18 protein-coding genes are annotated in these 20772 nt (G+C 61.9%); 10 read left to right on the top strand and 8 right to left on the bottom strand.

Features of this window, described 5'->3' with window-relative positions; all coding sequences use genetic code 11:
* The first annotated feature begins 78 nt into the window (after window positions 1–78).
* Both P3M64_RS11080 and P3M64_RS11075 read left to right on the top strand, forming a co-directional pair.
* Window positions 79–1092 (top strand): zinc-dependent alcohol dehydrogenase family protein, encoded by a 1014-nt coding sequence (locus tag P3M64_RS11080; RefSeq protein WP_132939986.1) that lies wholly within the window; start codon window positions 79–81, stop codon window positions 1090–1092.
* 95 nt (window positions 1093–1187) lie between these two features.
* A complete protein-coding gene (locus tag P3M64_RS11075; protein WP_132939985.1) occupies window positions 1188–1691 on the top strand; it encodes a hypothetical protein in 504 nt (167 codons plus the stop codon).
* Between the two features lie 20 nt (window positions 1692–1711).
* Here the strand turns inward: P3M64_RS11075 and P3M64_RS11070 are convergent, their stop codons facing one another.
* Window positions 1712–2209: an Lrp/AsnC ligand binding domain-containing protein gene (locus tag P3M64_RS11070; RefSeq protein WP_132939984.1), complete on the bottom strand. Its 498-nt coding sequence runs from the start codon at window positions 2207–2209 to the stop codon at window positions 1712–1714.
* 135 nt (window positions 2210–2344) lie between these two features.
* Here P3M64_RS11070 and putA point away from each other — a divergent pair, with 135 nt between their 5' ends.
* Complete coding sequence (gene putA, locus P3M64_RS11065; RefSeq protein ID WP_132939983.1) at window positions 2345–6112, top strand: bifunctional proline dehydrogenase/L-glutamate gamma-semialdehyde dehydrogenase PutA; 3768 nt, start codon at window positions 2345–2347, stop codon at window positions 6110–6112.
* On the opposite strand, the gene P3M64_RS11060 is transcribed toward putA, so the two are convergent.
* The gene (locus P3M64_RS11060; protein ID WP_132939982.1) at window positions 6101–6895 is read right to left on the bottom strand and encodes a sulfite exporter TauE/SafE family protein; all 795 of its coding nucleotides are present in this window, start codon (window positions 6893–6895) and stop codon (window positions 6101–6103) included. The genes putA and P3M64_RS11060 overlap by 12 nt on opposite strands.
* Before the next feature lie 329 nt (window positions 6896–7224).
* Here P3M64_RS11060 and P3M64_RS11055 point away from each other — a divergent pair, with 329 nt between their 5' ends.
* From P3M64_RS11055 to P3M64_RS11030, 6 genes are all read left to right on the top strand, one after another.
* On the top strand, window positions 7225–7908 hold the full coding sequence (locus P3M64_RS11055) for an ArsR/SmtB family transcription factor (protein ID WP_132939981.1): 684 nt from the start codon (window positions 7225–7227) through the stop codon (window positions 7906–7908).
* Window positions 7866–8735: a class I SAM-dependent methyltransferase gene (locus P3M64_RS11050; RefSeq protein ID WP_132939980.1), complete on the top strand. Its 870-nt coding sequence runs from the start codon at window positions 7866–7868 to the stop codon at window positions 8733–8735. The genes P3M64_RS11055 and P3M64_RS11050 overlap by 43 nt, the downstream gene beginning before the upstream one ends.
* A gap of 275 nt (window positions 8736–9010) precedes the next feature.
* On the top strand, window positions 9011–9997 hold the full coding sequence (locus tag P3M64_RS11045; RefSeq protein WP_132939979.1) for a thiamine pyrophosphate-dependent dehydrogenase E1 component subunit alpha: 987 nt from the start codon (window positions 9011–9013) through the stop codon (window positions 9995–9997).
* A gap of 79 nt (window positions 9998–10076) precedes the next feature.
* Window positions 10077–11093, top strand: coding sequence for an alpha-ketoacid dehydrogenase subunit beta (locus P3M64_RS11040; protein WP_132939978.1), 1017 nt, complete (start codon window positions 10077–10079; stop codon window positions 11091–11093).
* 48 nt (window positions 11094–11141) lie between these two features.
* Complete coding sequence (locus P3M64_RS11035) at window positions 11142–11381, top strand: biotin/lipoyl-containing protein (protein ID WP_132939977.1); 240 nt, start codon at window positions 11142–11144, stop codon at window positions 11379–11381.
* Complete coding sequence (locus P3M64_RS11030) at window positions 11378–12220, top strand: lipoate--protein ligase family protein (protein ID WP_132939976.1); 843 nt, start codon at window positions 11378–11380, stop codon at window positions 12218–12220. Before P3M64_RS11035 ends, P3M64_RS11030 begins: the two co-directional genes overlap by 4 nt.
* A 106-nt stretch (window positions 12221–12326) precedes the next feature.
* On the opposite strand, the gene P3M64_RS11025 is transcribed toward P3M64_RS11030, so the two are convergent.
* Genes P3M64_RS11025 through P3M64_RS11005 form a run of 5 tightly spaced genes read right to left on the bottom strand, consistent with a single transcriptional unit; the run spans window position 12327 to window position 18129 of the window.
* Window positions 12327–13436, bottom strand: coding sequence for an ABC transporter permease (locus tag P3M64_RS11025; protein ID WP_132939975.1), 1110 nt, complete (start codon window positions 13434–13436; stop codon window positions 12327–12329).
* Between the two features lie 2 nt (window positions 13437–13438).
* Window positions 13439–14641, bottom strand: a complete 1203-nt coding sequence (locus P3M64_RS11020) for an ABC transporter permease (RefSeq protein ID WP_243644864.1) — start codon at window positions 14639–14641, stop codon at window positions 13439–13441.
* A complete protein-coding gene (locus P3M64_RS11015; RefSeq protein WP_276157026.1) occupies window positions 14638–16362 on the bottom strand; it encodes an ATP-binding cassette domain-containing protein in 1725 nt (574 codons plus the stop codon). Before P3M64_RS11015 ends, P3M64_RS11020 begins: the two co-directional genes overlap by 4 nt.
* Window positions 16363–16378: 16 nt before the next feature.
* Complete coding sequence (gene hlyD / locus P3M64_RS11010; RefSeq protein ID WP_132939973.1) at window positions 16379–17395, bottom strand: secretion protein HlyD; 1017 nt, start codon at window positions 17393–17395, stop codon at window positions 16379–16381.
* Window positions 17392–18129 carry a CerR family C-terminal domain-containing protein gene (locus P3M64_RS11005; protein WP_165886398.1) on the bottom strand — a complete coding sequence of 246 codons (738 nt, stop codon included), beginning with the start codon at window positions 18127–18129 and terminating at the stop codon, window positions 17392–17394. Before P3M64_RS11005 ends, hlyD begins: the two co-directional genes overlap by 4 nt.
* Before the next feature lie 196 nt (window positions 18130–18325).
* On the opposite strand from P3M64_RS11005, the gene P3M64_RS11000 reads away from it, so the two are divergent.
* A complete protein-coding gene (locus tag P3M64_RS11000; protein ID WP_276157025.1) occupies window positions 18326–19273 on the top strand; it encodes a dihydrodipicolinate synthase family protein in 948 nt (315 codons plus the stop codon).
* 99 nt (window positions 19274–19372) lie between these two features.
* Here the strand turns inward: P3M64_RS11000 and P3M64_RS10995 are convergent, their stop codons facing one another.
* Window positions 19373–20491, bottom strand: a complete 1119-nt coding sequence (locus P3M64_RS10995) for a hypothetical protein (protein ID WP_165886397.1) — start codon at window positions 20489–20491, stop codon at window positions 19373–19375.
* Between the last annotated feature and the right edge of the window lie 281 nt (window positions 20492–20772).

Raw genomic sequence — 20772 nt, 5'->3', positions numbered from 1 at the left:
TCCCGGCGGCCGAATTTTTAAGAGGTTCGCCATCGCCCCGCGCCGCCGTCTCAACCCTTTTTTACCACAGGAGTTCCCATGAAGACCTATCGCTTCGATCATCTCGACTCGCTTGACGGTCTCGTCGCCCACGACGAAGACACCCCCGAGCCGCGCGCCAACGAGGTTCTGGTGCGCGTACGCGCGAGCAGCCTGAATTATCGCGATCTCGCCATCCTCAACGGCACCTATCCGATGACCGTAGAGCCGGACCTCATCCCCCTTTCCGACGGCGCCGGCGAAGTCGCCGCCACAGGCGCGGACGTTACCCGTTTCAAGGTCGGCGACCGGGTCGCGGGCACATTTTTCCCGCGCTGGTATGGCGGGCGCGTCGAAATCTCACGTTACCTTTCCGAACAATACGGCAGCGACCGCGACGGCTGGCTGTGCACCCACAAGGTGGTCGATCAGGAGGCTCTGGTTTCGATCCCCGACCACCTCGGCTTCGAGGAAGCCGCCACCCTGCCCTGTGCGGCGTTGACGGCGTGGACCACCCTGCACGGCCCGACCCCGTTGATGCCGGGCGACACCGTGCTCACCCTGGGCGCCGGCGGGGTGTCTCTGTTCGCCCTGCAATTGGCGAAACTGTGCGGCGCGCGGGTGATCGCGACGACCTCCAGCCCCGCCAAGGAGAAGATTCTCAAGGATCTGGGCGCGGACGAGACAATCAATTATCTGGAAACACCCGACTGGGACCAAACGGTGCGCGAACTGACCGCCGGGCGCGGCGTCGATCGCGTCGTCGAGGTCGGCGGACCGGGCACCCTCGCCAAATCGATCCGCGCCACCACGATCCTCGGCGAGGTCGGCTTGATCGGTTTCCTCGCCGGTGGGCAGGAGCCGGTCAATTTCATGGACCTGTTCATGGGCGGCGCGGCGATCCGGCGCATCGCCGTGGGCAGCCGGGACGACTTCGAGACCATGAACCGCGCCATCGCCTATCATAAGCTTGCGCCCAAGATCGACGCCGTCTTCCCTTTCGACGAGGCCAAGCAGGCCTGGCGGCACTTCGAAAGCCGAAAAAACGTCGGCAAGGTGGTGATCGCCCACTAGCCGCACGGGCGAGTCGCCATGGACGTCGGGTGAACATCGCCTCACCCGACGTCCATTTTTCAGGGATGCCCCCCAGAAACAGGAGAAACATAAAGGTGAACGCGTTCCCTTACACGCTTGGCCTCACCGGGCTCACCGTGGCTTTCCTGGGCGGGTTTTGGTTTCTGCCCGGCGGCGTTCTGACGTTGCGCCGCCGCGCCGGCGGTGAACTGCAAGCCGACGTCAGGTTGGCTTATGGGCCGGACACGCTGTATCGGCTTCTCGATGCCTATGGTCCGAACGGGCGGCGTTTTTTTCGCCGCATGCTGTATGCCGACATGATTTTCCCGATGGTCTACGCCGCCATGCTGTATTCCTATGCCGATACCCTCGCCATTTCGCACCCGGCGGCGATCATCGCCAAGTCCGGCGCACTTTGCGCCGCCGCATTTGATTATGGCGAGAACGCGCTGCTCTTGACTGTCCTGCGCAAGCTGCCGGCGCGGTCCGTCCGCATCGCCCGTTACGCCGGAATATGCACGACGGCGAAAATGCTGAGCTTCACCCTGACCCTTATCGCGCTGGGCGTCGGCCTATCGATGGGGACGGGAGGGATGTGAAGCTCCGGCACTCGACATCCCTATAGACCCTTGCCGTCATCGGCGCCCACCGGGACGCTCAGGGTGTCCTTGACCGTTTCCATGACGACGAAGGTGCTGGTTTGGGTGACATGGGGCAGCGCCGCGATGCGCTCGCCCAAGACCCGGCGGTAGGACTGAATATCGCGGGTGCGCACCTTGAGAAGGTAGTCGAAATTGGCGGCGATCATGTAGCAGCCCTGAACCTCGGCAATTTGCTCGACACCACGGTTGAAAGCCTCCAACGCCGCACTCGTCGTCGTGCCCAGCGTCACCTGGACGAAGGCGAGATGGCCGGCGCCCAGGCGGTCCGGGTCGAGATGCGCGCCGTAACCTTGAACAAAGCCGCCCGCTTCCAGGCGACGCAACCGCTCCATGCACGGCGTCTTGCTCAGCCCCACCCGGCGCGCAAGGGCGACCACGCTGAGGCGTCCGTCGGACTGAATTTCCCGCAAGATGCGCCGGTCGATGGGGTCGAGGCTCCCGCCCACTGCTTTCATGATGGTACTAATTCCTGAAAAATATTATTTTCTTAGTAAAATAGGTTATATTTTTTGCTAAATATAGTCACAATGACTACTCATACCTTGGTATCATAGTCTTAATGACTGCACGATATCCAGGGGTTTCACGCCATGGCGACCGATCTTGCTTTGTTACGACACACCGTTCGTACCCATCACCTGCCCAATGAAAGCGACGAAATCGATCGCTTGCTTGACGAAGTCCCGTTCGACGCCGCGGCGCGGGGGCGCGTTCACGACGACGCCCGCGCCCTGGTCGAGGCGCTGCGCCGGGACCCGCATCCCGGTTTGATGGAGCTGTTCCTCGCCGAATACGGCCTCAGCACCCGTGAGGGCGTGGCCTTGATGTGTCTGGCCGAAGCCTTGATGCGGGTGCCCGACGCCGACAATATCGACGCCCTGATCCGCGACAAGATCGCCCCCGGCGACTGGGGCCGTCACCTGGGTCGCTCCGGCTCGTCCCTGGTCAACGCCTCGACCTGGGGGCTGATGTTGACCGGGAAAATGATCGACGACGGCCCCGACGACCTGCGCGATACCCTACGCACGGTGGTGCGCCGCCTCAGCGAGCCCGTCGTGCGCCGCGCCGTGGCCCGATCGATGAAGGTGCTGGCCCACCAGTTCGTGCGCGGGCGCTCCATCGCCGAGGCCTTGGAAAAAGCGCGCGATCTCGAAGCCCGGGGCTTTACCTATTCCTACGACATGTTGGGCGAGGCGGCGCGCACCGCGACCCAGGCCAAGGCTTATTTCCTGGCCTACGCCAAGGCGATCGCCGCCCTTGCCGAACGGGCCACCGCCGACAGTTTCCACGACAATCCGGGGATCTCGGTCAAACTGTCGGCGCTGCACCCACGCTACGAATTCGCCCAACACGAACGGGTGATGGCGGAACTGTCGCCGCGCATCGCCAGCCTCGCGGTGTTGGCGAAAAACGCCAACATCGGGCTGACCATCGACGCCGAGGAGTCCGATCGCCTCGACCTGTCCTTGGACGTTATCGAAGCCGTCCTCGCCAATCCCGAGCTTAAGGGATGGGACGGTTTCGGCGTCGTCGTTCAGGCCTACATGCCGCGCGCGCCGTTCGTCATCGATTGGCTGGCCGCCCTGGCGGAAAACCTGGGGCGGCGGATTTGCGTGCGCCTCGTCAAGGGGGCCTATTGGGATACCGAGATCAAGCGCGCCCAGGTATTGGGACTGGACGCCTATCCGGTGTTTACCCACAAGGCCGCCACCGATGCGTGTTATCTCGTCGCGGCGAAGAAACTGCTCGCCCTGAACGCATGGCTTTATCCGCAATTCGCCACCCACAACGCCCACACCGCGGCGGCGATCCTGACGCTTGCCGGAAAAAAAGGCGGGGCCGGAAAAAAAGGCGGGGCCAGTGAGAAAAGTGGAGCGGGCGACGCCACCGCCTTCGAATTTCAGCGCTTGCACGGCATGGGCGAAGCGCTGCACACCCTGCTTCGCGAACGCCATGGCGCGCGCTGCCGGATTTACGCCCCGGTCGGCGTGCACAAGGACCTGCTCGCCTATTTGGTGCGCCGCCTGCTGGAAAACGGGGCCAACGGATCGTTCGTCAACCAGATCCACAACAAGGCCGTCGCTCCCGCCGACATCGTACGCGACCCGTTCGACGCCCTGCGCACCCTCAAGACCGTTTCCGCCCCCCATATCCCCCTGCCGCCCGCTTTGTACGGCCCGAAGCGCGCCAACGCCAAGGGTTGGGAACTGGCCGACCCGATCGCCCGCGCCGCCCTGGAAAAAAACCGCCAATCTTACCGAACGGCGACGTGGCGGGCCGAACCCGTGATCGACGGCAAGGCGCGTCCCGGCGCCGCGCACGCCGTTGTCAATCCCGCCCACCATACCGATCACGTCGGCCATTGCGTGGACGCCGCCGCGGGCGATGTCGAGGCCGCGCTGTCCTGCGCCCAGCGCGCCTTCCCCGCCTGGCGCGACCGTCCGTCCGCCGCGCGCGCGCAGATCGTCGCCAAGATCGCCGACCTGTACGAAGAAAACGCCACCGAACTGATGGTCCTGGCCGCCCGCGAGGCCGGCAAGACTCTGCCCGACGCCATCGCCGAAGTGCGCGAAGCGGTCGATTTTTGCCGTTACTACGCCCTTCGGGCGCGCGCCTTGGGCGGACGCGTCGGGCGCGGCGTCTTCGTGTGCATTTCACCGTGGAATTTCCCGCTGGCGATTTTTACCGGGCAAATCGTCGCCGCCCTGGCCGCGGGCAACGCGGTGATCGCCAAGCCCGCCGAACAAACGTCCTTGATCGCGGCGCGCGCGGCGGCCCTGATGCACGAGGCCGGGGTGCCGGGGGATGTCTTGAACTTTCTGCCCGGCGGCGGCGAGGTCGGCGCCGCACTGACCCGCGACGGGCGGCTCGCGGGAGTCTGCTTCACCGGATCGACCGACACCGCGCGCGCCATCAACCGCGCGATGGCCGAATTCGGCGACCCCGATGCGGTGCTGATCGCCGAAACCGGCGGGCTTAACGCGATGATTGTCGATTCGACGGCGTTACCCGAACAGGCGGTGCGCGACATCCTCGCCTCGGCGTTTCAAAGCGCCGGGCAGCGTTGCTCGTCGCTGCGTCTGCTGTGCGTTCAGAACGATATCGCCGACGACCTGACCGCCATGGTCCAGGGCGCGATGGCCGAACTGACGACATCCGACCCCTGGGACCTATCGTGCGACATCGGGCCGGTCATCGACGACGATGCTTTCGCCGATATTTCGACGTACGCCCAGCGCCAGGAAGACGCCGGGCGTCTGATTTTCAAAACCCCGCTCGACCGCGAAACCGATCGGGGAACCTTCATCGCGCCGACGCTGCTGCGCGTTGATGCCGTGGACGACCTGAAACGCGAGGTCTTCGGACCGGTCCTCCATGTCTTGCGCTATAAAGCCGCCGACATCGACGGTCTGATCGACGCCATCAACGCCCAGGGCTATGGCCTGACCCTGGGCGTGCACACCCGGATCGACCGCCGCGTCGCGCGTGTCTGCGCCCGCGCCCATGTCGGCAACCTTTACGTCAACCGCAACCAGATCGGGGCCGTCGTCGGGGTCCAACCGTTCGGCGGCGAAGGCCTGTCGGGCACCGGTCCCAAGGCGGGCGGACCGCATTACCTGACCCGCTTCACCCGCCCCCGCACGGCGCCGGGGCAGACGCTTTTCGACCCCATGGCGCAGCACGCGCCCGAACGGCGCGACACCCCGCCTCCGACGGAAACCAACGCCGTCGTGACCCCCACCGCGCGCGCCGCGCAACAGGCCTGGGACCACCTGGAGGATCGAGAAAGCGTGCTGCTCGATATCGTTAAAAACGGCGATCCCGTCGTCTCCGCCGCATTGAGCGAGGCGCTTGCCCGTACCCAATCGCTGGATTTCACCCCCGTCAGCCTGCCCGGGCCGACCGGCGAAAGCAACCGGATCAGCCTCCACGGTCGCGGCGTGATCGCGTGCCTCGGCCCGACGCCCGAGGACGCCCTGCGCCAAGCCGCCGTCGCCCTCGCCACCGGCAATGGCGTCATCCTCGCCGTGGCCGTACCCGACACCCTGCGCACCCTGCCCGAAGGATTGGTGAACCGCGTCGCCGATGCCGATACGGCAATGGAACTGGATACCATCGCCGCCGTCGCCATCGACGGCGACCGTGAGACACGCCGGGCGGCGCGGCGGGCCGTGGCGGCGCGGAACGGGGCGATCCTTCCTCTGCTGAGCGCCGATGACGACGCCGTCGCCTTCGTCACCGAACGGGTGCTGTGCATCGACACCACCGCCGCCGGAGGCAACGCGACGCTCTTGGCGAACGCCGCCGCGCCGAGCGCCGCGCCATCGGAGACGGTCCCCTCCGGCCTAGACCGCTAGGATTTCCCTAAAAACGATGTACGAGGCGACGACGAGCAGAAAAACGGCAAATGTTTTCTTGAGCTTTGCCGGGGGCACCCGATGCGAAATAACCCCGCCGACGATGCCGCCGGCGATGGCCACCGCGGCAAAAGCGCCCATCAGGGTATAATCCATGGCTACGGCGCCGGCGTAGCCGGCGAAACCGGTCATCGACTGCACCGACACCACCGCGAGCGACGTGCCGACGGCTTGTTTCATCGTGAGACCCGACAGCAAAACCAAGGCGGGGACGATCAAAAAACCGCCCCCCACGCCGACCATCCCGGTCAGCGATCCGACGATGACGCCATGCAGGGCGATGGGCATGAGCTTGGCGACGTCCAGACCCTGCCCCACGACGGCCCCATTGGCGCTGGACAGTACGCTTTCTGCGCCAACGGGGGCGTTTTGCGTCGGTCTAAGCATCCGATAGGCCGCCAGATACATGATGACGGCGAACAGGCCCAATTGCAAAAACGTCGGCATCACGACGCCGACCTTTGCGCCGACGAAGGTTCCCGCCGCGCCAAAAAGGCTGAACACGAGGGCGACCGGAACGCTAACATTACCTTTGCGCCAATGCTGAACGGCGGCGATGCTCGCCGTCACGGCGACGATCCCCAAGCTCATCGCGATCGCGCTCTTCGGCGCGACGCCGACGAGGTACATCAACGCCGGCATGGTGATGATCGAACCGCCACTGCCGAGAATACCCAGCAACAGCCCCGTCGCCATCCCCGCCACTATGGTCAATATGGACATTCGACTATTTCCTCAATCCTGTTGGTTGGTCGCGCCCTATCTCAAATCCGTTCCCCTGTCGCCCGCCGATGACGGGGCAGGCAGGGCAAGCGGGACAAAATTGATAGACGTACGATTAATCTAATATTCAAAAGATTATTAGATTAATATCTTTAAGTGCTTTATTGAGTCAAGCCTCACGGAGTGCCACGCCAGCCTCCTAAAAACTGACAACAACTTGAAATAAATTGATATATTTACGTTTTGGGGTCATTTTTAGATGCCCCTTGCGGTAGCGGAGACCTGGCGCTAAGCTGGCTATTATTCAAACGGAGCATTGATTAACAATCATGACTGATGTGAATTCGACGCGTCCCGCCCCCAAAACCGCCCTCTTCGAACAGCTGGCCCTCATCGCCAAGGCCCTAAGCCAGCCCCTGCGCCTCGAATTGATGGAACATTTGGGGCAGGGCGAGCGCCCCGTCGAGGCGCTGGCGAATCTAATCGGGCAAAGCCTCGCGAATACCTCTCACCACCTTCTCGTCTTACGCCGAGCGGGCCTGGCCGAGGCCCGCAAGCAGGGCGTACGCGTCCTTTACCGATTGTCCGGCGATGACGTCGTCGATTTGTTGAACGCCCTGCGCCTCACCGGCGAACGCCACAATGCCGAGGTCGAGCGCGTCCTCGCCGGTTATTTCCGCACTCGCGACAACATGGAACCCCTATCGCGCGAAGAATTGCTGCGCCGGGCCAAGGGCGGGTTGGTCACGGTCCTCGACGTGCGCCCGGCGGGCGAGTTTGCAGCGGGGCACCTTCCCGGCGCGATAAACATCCCGCTTTCGGATCTTGGAAAACGGCTAAAGGAATTGCCGGAAAACCGGGAGGTCGTCGCCTACTGCCGCGGCGCTTACTGCGTGTTATCCTTCGAAGCCGTGGCCGAACTGCGCAAAAAGGGATTCAAGGCGCGAAGACTGGAGGAGGGCTACCCCGAATGGCACGCGGCGGGTTTACCCGTAACGCACGCCCCGGAATGACCGGCGAAGCGTCCGGCGGCCTCCCATCGTACCGCCGCTGGCGGGCGCGCGCCCTCGGCATGGCGACGGACCGTATCGAACGGCGCCTCGTGCTTGAATTGGCCGCGCCCAAGGCGGGTATGCGGGCGTTGGACGTGGGCTGCGGGGACGGCGAGCTTAGCCGGGAGATACATCGGCGCACCGGCGAGTGCATCGGCATCGATCGCGACCCGGCGATGATTGACCAAGCACGCCGCCCGGTGCGTGGCGAAAAGCATGGACCGTTCCTTGTCGGCGACGGTGCGCGCCTGCCTTTCGCCGATGGTGCTTTCGATTTGCTCATCGCCGTCACGGTGCTTTGCGTCGCGCCGGAACGCAATGGCGTTATCGACGAGATGGTCCGGGTTTTGCGCCCCGGCGGACGGCTGGTGATCGGAGAGCTTGGCGCATGGAGCCTGTGGGCCATGGTGCGACGATGGCGCGGGATATTCGGCAACCCTTTGTGGCGAAACGCCCATTTTTTCACGCCCGACGATCTCCGTCGGCGCCTGCGCCGTTCGGGCCTCGAAATAAAAGAAATGCGCGGCGCGGTTTACTATCCGCCCTGCGACCTCGCCGCCCGACTTTGCGCCCCGTTCGATCTTCATTTTTCACGCCTTCTCGGCCCCCTCGGCGCGGCATTCTTGGCCGTGGCGGCGGAAAAAACACCTAGTGGATCGACTCCGACGTTTCGCTCCCGCGAACCATCGGGCCGACCACTATCTATCTTTTTGTTGCTGTTTGATTTCTTCACACATTTGTGTCCAATTGCATCGGACTCAAATGTTAAATTCAAACCACTAGGGTAAGGACCTCTTCATCTCCGCCAGATGCATCAGATGAAGAGGTCCTTACCCTAAATCTCGCCCCACCGTGGCGCGCCGCACGATGCAATAGCGAACGAAAAAAGAGGCTCGCCTCGATGCCTTCCTCGATGTCTTCCTTACCTATGGATTTGCTAGATTGAGCAATTGCGCGTAAAATTCATCGTTCGTTTTTTTCATCTTTACGCCTCCCCCAGTTGGAACCTTAACGACCCCGCGTAAGGGTCCGTCCGTTCCGTGTTCGCAAAGGAGAACCGTCGATGAAGCCCTCGAAAGAGAACCTGCTATGGATGTATGAGGCCATGGTCCAGGCGCGCCATTACGAAGAAACCATGGCGCGCGCCTATATGGAGGGGAAAAGCCCCAAATTCGATATCGGGTCGGGTCCCGTGCCCGGCGAAATGCATCTTGCCGCGGGGCAAGAACCGTGCGCCGCCGGCGTTTGCGCGCACCTGCGCCCCACCGACACGGTGACCGCGACCCATCGCCCCCACCACGCCGCCATCGCCAAGGGCGTCGATCTAAACCGCATGACGGCGGAAATTTTCGGCAAGGCGACCGGCCTGGGCGGCGGACGCGGCGGACACATGCACCTGTTCGACCCCGACGTTCATTTTTCGTGCAGCGGCATCATCGGCGAAAGCTGCGGTCCCGCCGTCGGCGCGGCGCTCGCCGCCCAAATGCAAAAGCGCGACGATGTCGCCGTCGCCTACCTGGGCGACGGCGCCGCCAATCAAGGCGCGTTTCACGAGGCGCTCAATCTTGCCGCGATTTGGAATTTACCGGTAATTTTCGTGGTCGAGGATAACTCTTATGGAATATCCGTTCCAAAATCGGCTTCGACGGCGATCGCCCACAACAGCGACCGCGCCGGCGCCTATGGCATGGCCGGTGAGTATGTCGCCGACAATGATGTCCTCGGCGTCTTCGCCGCCGCCGGAAAGGCCGTCAAGCGCGCCCGCGAAGGCAAGGGGCCGAGCCTGATCGAAGTCGAGACCTATCGCTATTTCGGCCACTTCCAGGGCGATCCCGAACTGTACCGCCCCAAAGGCGAAGTCGAAGCCCTCAAGGCGAAGGACCCGATCGCGCGGCTGCGTGAACATATTCTTAAGGAGGGCGCGCATGACGAGGCCGCGCTGGACGCCGCCCTCGCCACGGCGCACGACGCGGTCGATGCCGCCTTCGCCTTCGCCCGGCAAAGCCCCGACGCCGCCCCCAAGGACGCGCTGAGCGCGGTTTTCGTTTAAAACGTCCGTTCGCCACTTGGCGTCGTGGGAAAGATGGGACGCACGCCACCCCACCGCGCGCCGTGCAAGGAGCAAGACAATGTCGAACCGTATCTTGACTATTTCCGCCGCCATGTCCGAGGCCATCGCCCAGGAAATGCGGGCCGATCCCAGCGTTTTCGTCATGGGTGAGGATATCGGCGCCTATGGCGGCATTTTTGGGGCCACCACCGGCCTGCTGGATGAATTCGGGGCCGAGCGCATCCGCGACACCCCGATTTCGGAAACCGCCTTCATCGGGGCCTCGGTCGGGGCGGCGATGTCCGGCATGCGCCCCATCGCCGAGTTGATGTTCGTCGATTTTTTCGGCGTCTGCATGGACGCCATATACAATCTCGCCGCCAAGAACACCTATTTTTCCGGCGGCGCGTGCCCCGTGCCGATGGTCTTGATGATGGCCGGCGGCGGCGGATACAGCGACGGCGCGCAGCACTCCCAGACCCTGTACGCCACCTTCGCGCATATGCCCGGACTGAAAGTCGTCACCCCGTCCAACGCCCACGACGCCAAGGGCATGATGATCGCCGCGATCCGCGACGACAATCCCGTGGTTTTCATGTTCCACAAAGGACTCCAGGGGCTGGGGTGGATGGCCTCGGTCGAGGGCGCGGCCACCAAAGTTCCCGAAGAGGCCTATACGCTGCCCTTCGGCGAGGTCGCCGTGCGGCGCACCGGCGCCGACGTCAGCATCGTCGCGCTGGGCCTAATGGTCCACCGCGCCATCGAGGCCGCCGAAATTTTGCAAAAAGAGGGCATCGACGCCGAAATCATCGACCTGCGCACCCTAGTCCCGCTCGACCGCGACGGGGTTTTCCGGTCGGTCAAGAAAACCGGACGAATGGTCGTCGTCGATGAGGATTACACCAGCTACGGCGTCACCGCCGAGGTCATCGCATCGGTGGTCGAACGCGATATTTCCGTGCTTAAAGCCGCCCCGAAACGGGTCGCCTACCCGGACATCCCGATCCCCTACGCGCGCCCGATGGAACAGATGGCCCTGCCCAACGCCGTCAACATCGCCGAGGCGGCGCGCGCCGCGTTCACCAGCAAAGGTTGAAAAAAAACCTCTGATCTGTCATAAAAACCATTAACGAAAAGTATCATCATGCCAACAAGAGTAACCATACCCGACGGCCTATGGGATACCGCGCAGACTCCCGAAGGCGTCCTGATTAACTGGCTCTATGAAGACGGCGCCGCCGTTACCGCAGGCGCGAAGCTCGCGGAAGTCATGGTCGAAAAAACAAATTTCGACATTTCCGCGCCGGCCACGGGATCTCTGCATATTACGGCGAAGCCCGACAGCGTGGTCGTCCCTGGAAGTTTGATAGGAGAAATCGAATGACAATGCCGCCATATGGTGGATTCGCCACCGACGACCCCACCCACACAAGCCCACCGACAAATATTCCCTGGCCCGCCAACGGCGCGTTCGGTCCGCCGGGCTTTTATGAATGCCTCCACCCCAACGAGCATATCGCCCGCGATCGCAGCGTGGCGCAGGCCGTGGCGCAAGCCGCACCGAAGAACACAAGCATCCCATCGTTTCGTTTATGGCGCAGCACTCCCGCCGTCATCGCCAGCAGCGCCGACACCCGCCTCCCTCATTTCGATTTCGCCGTCCAACGCTTGACCCAACAAGGCTGGCCGGTCGTCGTACGCGACACCGGCGGCAGCGCTATCCCCAACGGACCCGGGGTCGTTAATTTATCTCTCTTCATCCCCCGGAGCGATCCCTCTAGCCTGGATATTGACGCCGTTTACCGTCTGATTTGCGATCCCATCATCGAAACGCTCGCCCATTGGGGTGTCCGCGCACAGATGGGCGCCGTCGATGACGCCTTTTGCGACGGGCGCTACAATATCGTCGCCGGAGGTCGGAAAATCGCCGGAACCGCCCAAGCCTGGCGCGGTGGCGGTCGGGAAACCCCCGGATACATTCTCGCCCACGCCGCTTTATTCGCCGATATCGATACCATCGCCGCGACGAATATCGTTAATCGGTTCTATTATCTCGCCGGTTCCGATCTTCGCTTCGATCCGGCGGCGGCGACCTGTCTGCGCGCGCGCATGGCGCGCGATCCGGCGGACCACGGTTTTAACGGTGATTTATCCATGCGCGTTTGCGCCCGTTTAGCCGACGCGCTGACCCGTCGTCACGGCGAAGTAAGCCTCCACCCTTAAGCCAAAACCGCCCCCGCGCGCGCATACCGCGCGCGGGGCAGGACCGGAGGCGCGCGGAAATAGCATCCCGCATGGACGACGCCACCTCGACAGTGTGAGGGTTTGATTACTGCATCCGGCGGCGGAACAACCATCCCGCCACCGTCATCGTCACGACCGCTATGACGATTAACGGCCACGTGTTGTCCATCACCGTCGCGAACGGCATGTCCTTGGTGAACAATCCGTTGACGATCACCAAGAAATGACGCAGCGGATTGACCAGGGTCATGGTTTGCAGCCAATCGGGCATATTTTCGACCGGACTGGCGAACCCGGACAACAAAATCGCCGGGGCGGCGAACACGAACGATCCCAAGAACGCCTGCTGCTGGGTCATCGACAGCGCCGATATGAACAGGCCTATTCCGATCACGGAAACCAGATAGATGCTCATGCTGGCGTACAGGAGCAGGAGGGATCCCGTGTACGGGATATGAAAAGCAAAGACCGATATCAGCAAAAAGAACGTGCCGTGCATCAGGCCGATCATCAACGACGGGACGGTCTTTCCCATGAGGATTTCAAAAGGCGCCAAGGGCGTAATCAAAAGTTGGTCAAACGTCCCCATCTCCCGCTCGCGGGCGATCGACAGGGCGGAAACCGACAATCCGATCAAAAGACTGATGGTTCCGATCAGGCTGGGCACCGTGAACCATTGGTAATGTAGATTGGGGTTGAACCAGCTGCGTTGCACCAGGACGCTGGGAAGCGCTCCCGCGCCGCGCCGGGCGATAATGTCTCGATTAGCGCCATCGACGATGGTGTTGGCGTAACCGAGGAAAATCTGCGCCGCGTTGGATCGCCGACCGTCGAGGATAAACTGAAGTTGCGCCGGTCGCCCCGCCGCGATATTCGCGGAAAACCCTTGAGGAAATTGAATCACCGCCAAGACTTTTTGCGTATCGACCAAACGGCGGATATCGCCCGCGCCATCGACGCGCACGATCCGACCGACCGCCCGCGAAGCGGCAAAGCGCTGAACCAATTCATACGACCACTTCCCGTGATCTTGATCGAGGACGCCGATCGAGACATCTTTCACCTCCAAGGTCGCGGCAAAGGCGAAGATAACCAACTGAATCAGTGGCGGCACGATCAGTATCATCCGCCCCTGGCGATCGCGCAAAATCGCCAAAAATTCCTTAACGATCAAGGCTTGCAGTCTTCCCCACATGGTCAATCGAGCCTCTTTTTGGTATTGCGCAGCGCCAAAACAAGAAACAAAACACCGATGCCCAGCATCGCCGCGATATTGGGCAGCAGCAGCGCCCAAAAGTCCCCCGCCATGAACACCGTCTGCAAGCTGGAAACGAAATAGCGCGCCGGAACGATATGCGTAATAATCTGGATGGCCTTGGGCATGCTGCCGATCTCGAAAACGAACCCCGACAACAAAACGGCGGGCAAAAATGCCGAAAAAAGCGCAATCTGAGACGCCACGAATTGATTTTTTGTTATCGCCGAAATCAAGTACCCCTGACCCAGGGCCGGCACTAAAAATGCCGATGAAACCGCCACCAGCGCGCCGATGGAGCCGCGAAGTGGCACCTGGAACAGAAACACCGCGATTAAGGTGCACACCACCATCGAGGCCATCGCCAGCAAGAAATAAGGTATGATTTTTCCAATCAAAAGTTCGCCCGCCGTCACCGGCGTCGCCATGATCGCCTCCATCGTGCCGCGTTCCCACTCACGGGCGATGACCAGGGCGGTCAACAGGGTTCCGATCAAGGTCATGATGATCGCCACCGATCCCGGCACCAGGAAATTGCGGCTGGTTAGCTTGGCGTTGAACCAGAACCGTGGTGCGGCAACGATCGGAAGATGAATGTGCCGACCCCGCTCCAAGGCCCTCTGGCGAAGCCAACCCGACCACACTCCGGTGACGTAGTTGTGCACGAAACTGGCGGTGTTCGGCTGCGTTCCATCGGCAATAACCTGAACCGGAGCGGTCTCGCCGGGATGATTGAGGCGCGCCGTGAAATCAATTGGAACGACAATGATGCCGCGAATTCGACCGGCCACGAGATCGTCCACAAAGGCGTGGCGGGCGCGCGCGATACGGGCGCTGAAAAAACGCGAATCGGCGACCGCCCCGGCAAAGCTTTGCGCGTCCGGCGAAGAATCTTCCAGAACGATCCCAACCTTGATTTTATTGACGTCCAAGGAAACGCCGTAACCAAACAGAAACAGCAAAATCAATGGCATAACGAAGGCGATCAGAATACTGCTGGGATCGCGCACGACCTCGATCGCCTCTTTCTTCGCCAGGGCGGCGATACGGCGCAAGCGCGACGCCCGCTTCGGGGTATCTCCGAAATTTTCATCGGACGGCATCTCGGGGGACGCCTTAGGGGCGTCGGTCCGCCCGGCGATCATGCCGGCACCTTTTGGCGGGCGTCGAAATCCTCGATCAGGGCGATAAAGGCGTCCTCCAGCGTCGGGTCGGGGCGTGTCTCGGTGCGCACCCGCGCCTTCAGATCCTGAGGCGCGCCGGTGGCGATTTCCCGACCCCGGTAAATCAGGGCGAGACGATCGCAGTACTCGGCCTCGTCCATGAAGTGCGTGGTCACCATGATGGTGACCCCTTTCTCCACCAGGGCGTTGATGTGGGCCCAAAACTCGCGCCGCGTGATCGGATCGACCCCGGAGGTCGGCTCGTCCAGGAACAACACCTCCGGCTCATGCATCAGCGCGCACGACAACGCCAGGCGTTGTTTGAAGCCCAACGGCAGATCGTCGGCGGAAACGCTAAGATGGCTTTTCAGGGCGAAGGTTTCGATCATACGCTCGACCTGCACGCGCCGCGCGCGCCCGGTAAGACCATAGACGCCGGCAAAAAAGCGGAGATTCTGGAGCACGCTGAGGTTGCCATAGAGCGAAAATTTTTGCGCCATGTATCCGATATGGGCACGCGCTCTTCCCGGCGCGGTTTTCAGGTCCAGACCGACGACGCGCGCCCCCCCCAGTGTTGGCTGCATCAACCCGCACAGCATCTTAAAGGTCGTCGATTTCCCCGCGCCATTGGGACCCAAAAGCCCAAAGACCTCGCCCATGCGGATCGAGAACGAAACGTCGCTTACCGCGGTGAAAGAGCCGAAGCGCTTGGTCAGTCCTTCCGCCTCGATCACCGGCCCGCCGTCGCCCCGCAACGCCTTGATCCGGTCCGCCAAAACCGATGTCCCCCCCGGTCCGCCGCCGAGGATATCGACGAAGGCATCCTCGAAACGCGGCGCGACCTCGACGGCGCGCAACGACCCCGCGACCCCCAAAGCCGCGGCGTCGGGCACCTGTCGCCCCTCCTGCAAAACCAGGCGGATATTTTGCCCCTGTAGGACGCCATCGACCACACCATCCTGGTTGAGCGCCCGCGACAACACCATCCGACGATCGTCATCCACCCCCCGGATATGGTAGGTGCGCCCGGCGACGCGGTGCGTCAAATCCTCGGGAGGACCAAAAAACAGAAGCTCTCCTTCGTTCAGCAACAAAACGTCGTCGCATTGTTCGGCTTCATCCAGATAGGCGCTCGACCACACCACGGTGATTCCATCGTCGATCAACGCATCGACCATACGCCAAAGTTCGCGCCGCGATATAGGATCGACGCCGACGCTCGGTTCGTCCAACAGTAAAAGCCGAGGCTTGCTTAACAACGTACAGGCCAGACCCAGTTTTTGCTTCATTCCTCCCGACAGCGCCCCCGCCAGACGATCGGTGAACGGGCCCAGCGCCGTGAAGGCGAGCAACTCGGCGAAGGTTTCCTCGCGCGCGGCGCCGACGACGGCACGCAAATCGGCGTACAGGCTAAGGTTTTCGATTACCGTCAGGTCCTCGTAAAGACCGAACCTTTGCGGCATATAGCCGATGATTTCCTGGATCGCCGCGCTATCCTCACGACTATCGACGCCATCGACGATCAGCGCGCCCCGATCGGGCGTCATCAATCCCGTCATCAGACGCAACAGGGTCGTTTTGCCCGCCCCATCGGGACCGACAAGGCCGGTGATCCGCCCCCTTTCGACCGTCCCGGTAATCCCGTTCAGGGCGGGGCGCGCCTCGGGAGAGAACCGTTTTTCAACACCATCGATGACAACCATGGGAGTGCCCATCGGGTTATCCCCCCGGCATTTTTTGAGCGGCGCCGCCCTCCAGGGGCACATCGACGCTGACCGGCATCCCCTGGCGCAACATTCTGTCCGCATCGTCCACGATGACGCGCAGTCGATAGACAAGGTCCGTGCGCAGATCCGGGGTTTCGACCGTCTTGGGGGTGAACTCCGCCACCGGCGAGATGAACCCGATATGTCCATGGTAACGCTTGTTGGGCGCGCTGTCGGTGGAGACGGTGACTTTCATCCCCGGATACACGCGTCCCAGATCGGGCTCGCTCACGTAACTGCGCACCCATACCGGATTGCCCAACGACAGGACATAGACCGGAGTCCCGATGGCGACGATCGCACCGGGCTGCTGGACACGACTGAGGATAATCCCGCCCGCGGGGGCCTTCAGGTGGGTATCCGCGACCTGGGTTTGCGCCTGCGCCAGACGCGCCTCGGCGACTTGAAGATTGGCCCGGGCGATGGCGATATCCTCCTTGCGAAAACCCTCCTGCGCCAGAGTCAAGGCATCCTGCGCCGAACGCAACCGCGCCTGGGCCTCCTTTTTCTGCGCCAGAATTTCGTCATAAGCCTGTTGGGAAACGTGGCCGCCTTTAAGCAACCGCGCGCGACGTTCGAGAAGCTGCTTCGTGTTTTTCAGCGTCGCCCGGCGTTCCGCCACCAAGGCGCCGGCCTGGGCGATTTCCGCCGGGCGGGCGCCGGCTTCAAATTTTTTCACGTTGGCGCGTTGCGCGGCCACCTCGCCTTCGGCGATGCGCAGCGCCTCCCGATAAGGCGTGTCATCCAGACGCGCCAATTCGTCGCCCACCTTGACCACATCGCCTTCCTCGAAATTCATCGCTTGAAGGCGACCGGAAACGCGAAAACCCAATTCCACCTGACGGATGTCCACATTGCCGTACAGGCGCAAAACGCCACTGTTTCCTTTTTCTCCGCGCTGAACATACCACCATCCCGCGGCGGCCCCGACGATGAGCACGAGACCGATGACAATCGCTTTGCGTTTCACGTTTTACTCTCCTGTTGGGGAACGACGATTGCGCGCACGTGCGCCTGCACGAGTTTCACGATCGCATCGAGATGATCCTTGGAAAAATCGTCCCATCCCAGGCGGCGTAAAACCACCGCCCGAGTGGTGCGAAAGACCAGGATTTGCCCGATAATCGTAAAGGTCTTCAAGAGGGTTTCGGGGTCGTCCGCCGGACGGCCGGTGACTTGACCGATCAGGGCCGCGCAGCGGCCATGGAAATGCTTGATAACGCCGTCGTACAGTATGTCGAAGGCCTCGCTGGGATCCATCTGCTCGCGCATGATGAAGCGCGCCCATTTATCCGCCTCATCCGAGGCGATCACGATCGAGGCGAAAACCTCCAACACGGTATCGAGCCGTTCGAGGGCGTACGCCGCATCGCCGTCCCCGGAGAAGTCGCCTTGATCGAGGGCCGGGGTCATCATCTGGCGCATCTGCGCCCCGACATGTTCGGCGATGGCGCGGTACAGTCCTTTTTTGCCGCCGAAATAATACGCGATCGCGGCAAGATTGACGCCCGCCTTTTGCGCCAGCATACGTGTCGTCGCGCCGTCGAAACCGTATTTACCGAAAACATCCAGGCCGGCGGACAGAATCCGCTGCCGGCTCGCCGCGCCGCGCCGGTGTCCTTCCCCACGCCGCCCGTCCGAGCGTTCGCGAGAGTGGGCCGAAGGGGCGACGACGCCCTTATCCGATCGGACTTTGCGAGACATCAAAACCAGCCTTCCCATCCCGGCGCGCCGGAACGCACGAGGACGCCCGCGCCGCCCCATGCCCATTTCACATTCGGCGCCTACCCGACGTAGCCATTGCGTGTTTTTTCAAGATCAAGAAATTAAAACGATCGTTTGATTTTGTCAAATGTTCTTTACACGAATTGATCAAGCATGTGTACTGTGGGCCGAACGCGTGACAACGAATTCGATTTACGCGCCGCATGCCTCCGACGTTCATCCCACTTCGACAAAGAAAAACATCATGACCGGCCCCCTACGCGGCGTTATCGCCGCCATCGCCACGCCCCTCACTCCCACGAATCAACCCGACGGCGCACGCTTCGTCGATCACGCCCGCGATCTGCTCGCCACGGGCTGCGACGGTTTGAACGTGCTGGGCACCACCGGCGAGGCGACCTCGTTTTCCCTTCAGGCGCGCCTGGCGCTGATGGATGTGGCGGCGAAGGCCCTGCCGTGTGAAAAGTTGATGGTCGGCACGGGAACGCCGGCGCTCGACGATACCGTGCTTCTGACCCGCGCCGCTTGGGACCTCGGCTTCAGCGGCGCCTTGGTGTTGCCGCCGTTCTATTACAAGGACGTCTCCGAGGACGGCCTGCACGCCTACATCGGCGCCTTAGTGGCGGCCACCGCCGACGCCCCGATCCCGCTTTACCTGTATAACTTTCCCGCCCTCAGCGGACTCGCCTATGGCCCCGCGCTGGTCGCGCGTCTTTTCGAGGCATTTCCCCCGCGCATTCGAGGCCTGAAGGATTCCTCGGGCGACATGGACTACGCCCACGCCGTCGCCGCCATCGACCCCGCGCTATCGGTGTTCCCCTCGAACGAGGCCACCTTGTTGGCGGCCCATGACGGTCCCTTCGCCGGATGCATTTCGGCCACCGCCAACCTGAACGCCCCATTGTGCGCCAAGGCCTATCGCCAGGGCGATCGAGAAAGCCTGGACAAGGCCGTCGCGGTGCGCGCGCTGTTCACGGGCCGACCCTTGATCGCCGGCGTCAAGGCGACAATCGCCCACCTGAGGCACGACCCCCAATGGGCGTCGGTTTGCCCGCCGCTTAGCCCCTCGACATCCACCCAAGGGGAAACCTACGCCAAGAAGGTCTCCATGTTGCGCGCTTAGTGCTTAAAACGAGGAGGGCGCACCCTCGGTTAAAACGAGGAGGGCGCACCCTCGGGCGCCGTCTTTATTTTTGGACTTTCGAATTGTTTTTGGCGCGGGTCACCACCGTCTTTCCGTAGTGCGCTTCATCAACTGCTTTTCTTGCGCCTTGGAAAACAGTTCCCATTCATCGGCGGGCAAAAAACGTTGGGCGAGAAAGTGGTACAATTCGTCCAGCAGGCCCTCGTTCGTGCGCGAACGCTTCACCATGACGCCGTCCCACTTCGCAACCAAACCGTCCCATGCCCACAGGCGACGATGCAAGTCGTCGCGGCTTTGGCGAATAAAACGGGTCTGCGGCGCAATGTTTTTTAACACCGACAGAATTTCACCCGTCTGCGCGTCAATTTGGTCGAACGTATCCTTCAACCCCCTGGAGGCGATCCGAAACAGGCGCCGGATCGATTGAATTTTAACCGACATCGACTGTTCGGACCGATATTTCTGATGAATGGCGTCAACGGTGTCGGAGATGGCGAGGATATGCTCGAAGCGCTCGCGAAGGGCCTCGATGTACGACAATTCCTCGGCTAAGTTTTCCACCAAAAGGATGACTTTTTCTTTGTTTTCCCGGCCAACGCCCAAGTGTTCCGCGGCTTCTTCGAAGGCCACCGTGACCTGTTGACGGGTGTGCGGATCCTGGACGATCTGTTCCAGTTCCCCGACATCGGTGATGACGTGCTCCTCACCACCGATCCACGAGACCAGCTGCATCGTCAAGCGACTCCTGGAAATCGACAAGTGGCGCTCGGTCACGCTCCAAGACGCACGCCCGGACGTCAGTTCGCTAGGCACCGGGTCTCCGACCTTCAGGCCGCGCACAAATTTCAAGCCCTCGGCGACAATATCGAGCATGTGTGCATCCGCATCGCCCGGCTCCAGGTTCAATTCATGGCGAATGCCCGATAATTTCAGCGATACGTCGCCGGTTTCCAGGGGCATGACCATCACCGGCTCTGCGGTGTCTTCCCGCGCGATGAAGTGCGATCCTTTGATCGTCGTGAAAAAGGGATTCTTAAAGGTGATTTTTTGGGGAATCTCCGGCAAGGACGAAGCGTTATCGGGATGATCCGTATCGCCGACCGGTCCATCCTCAACCGACCCATCCTCAAACGCCGAAGTTTGCGTGAAATCGGAACCGCCAAACTCCGAAGACGGCGCGCCCACAGCTTCCGCCACCTCCCCGGGGGACGTTTTTGTAGGCGAGATCATTGCCGGCGCTCCAATACTCTTTTGGCGCGCGGCGCCGACGCGCCGGCCACAGCCCATACAGTCTTTTGCATAATATCCACGAATCCATCACACATGCATTATGAATAACAGATTGTTCGAGATTCGTGAATCTCCGATATCGCCCTTCCATCGTCTTGGCGTCCCCCCCCCCTTGCCCGTGCGTGGAAACAAGGACGCCCCCCGCATGTACAGCGGGGGGCGTCCCATCGCGCCGGTGTCCAAAACCG

The organism is Varunaivibrio sulfuroxidans, from assembly GCF_029318635.1.
GTDB lineage: Bacteria > Pseudomonadota > Alphaproteobacteria > Rhodospirillales > Magnetovibrionaceae > Varunaivibrio > Varunaivibrio sulfuroxidans.
Note: the sequence above shows the minus strand (reverse complement) of the source record. Positions and strands in the feature narration are given on the sequence as shown.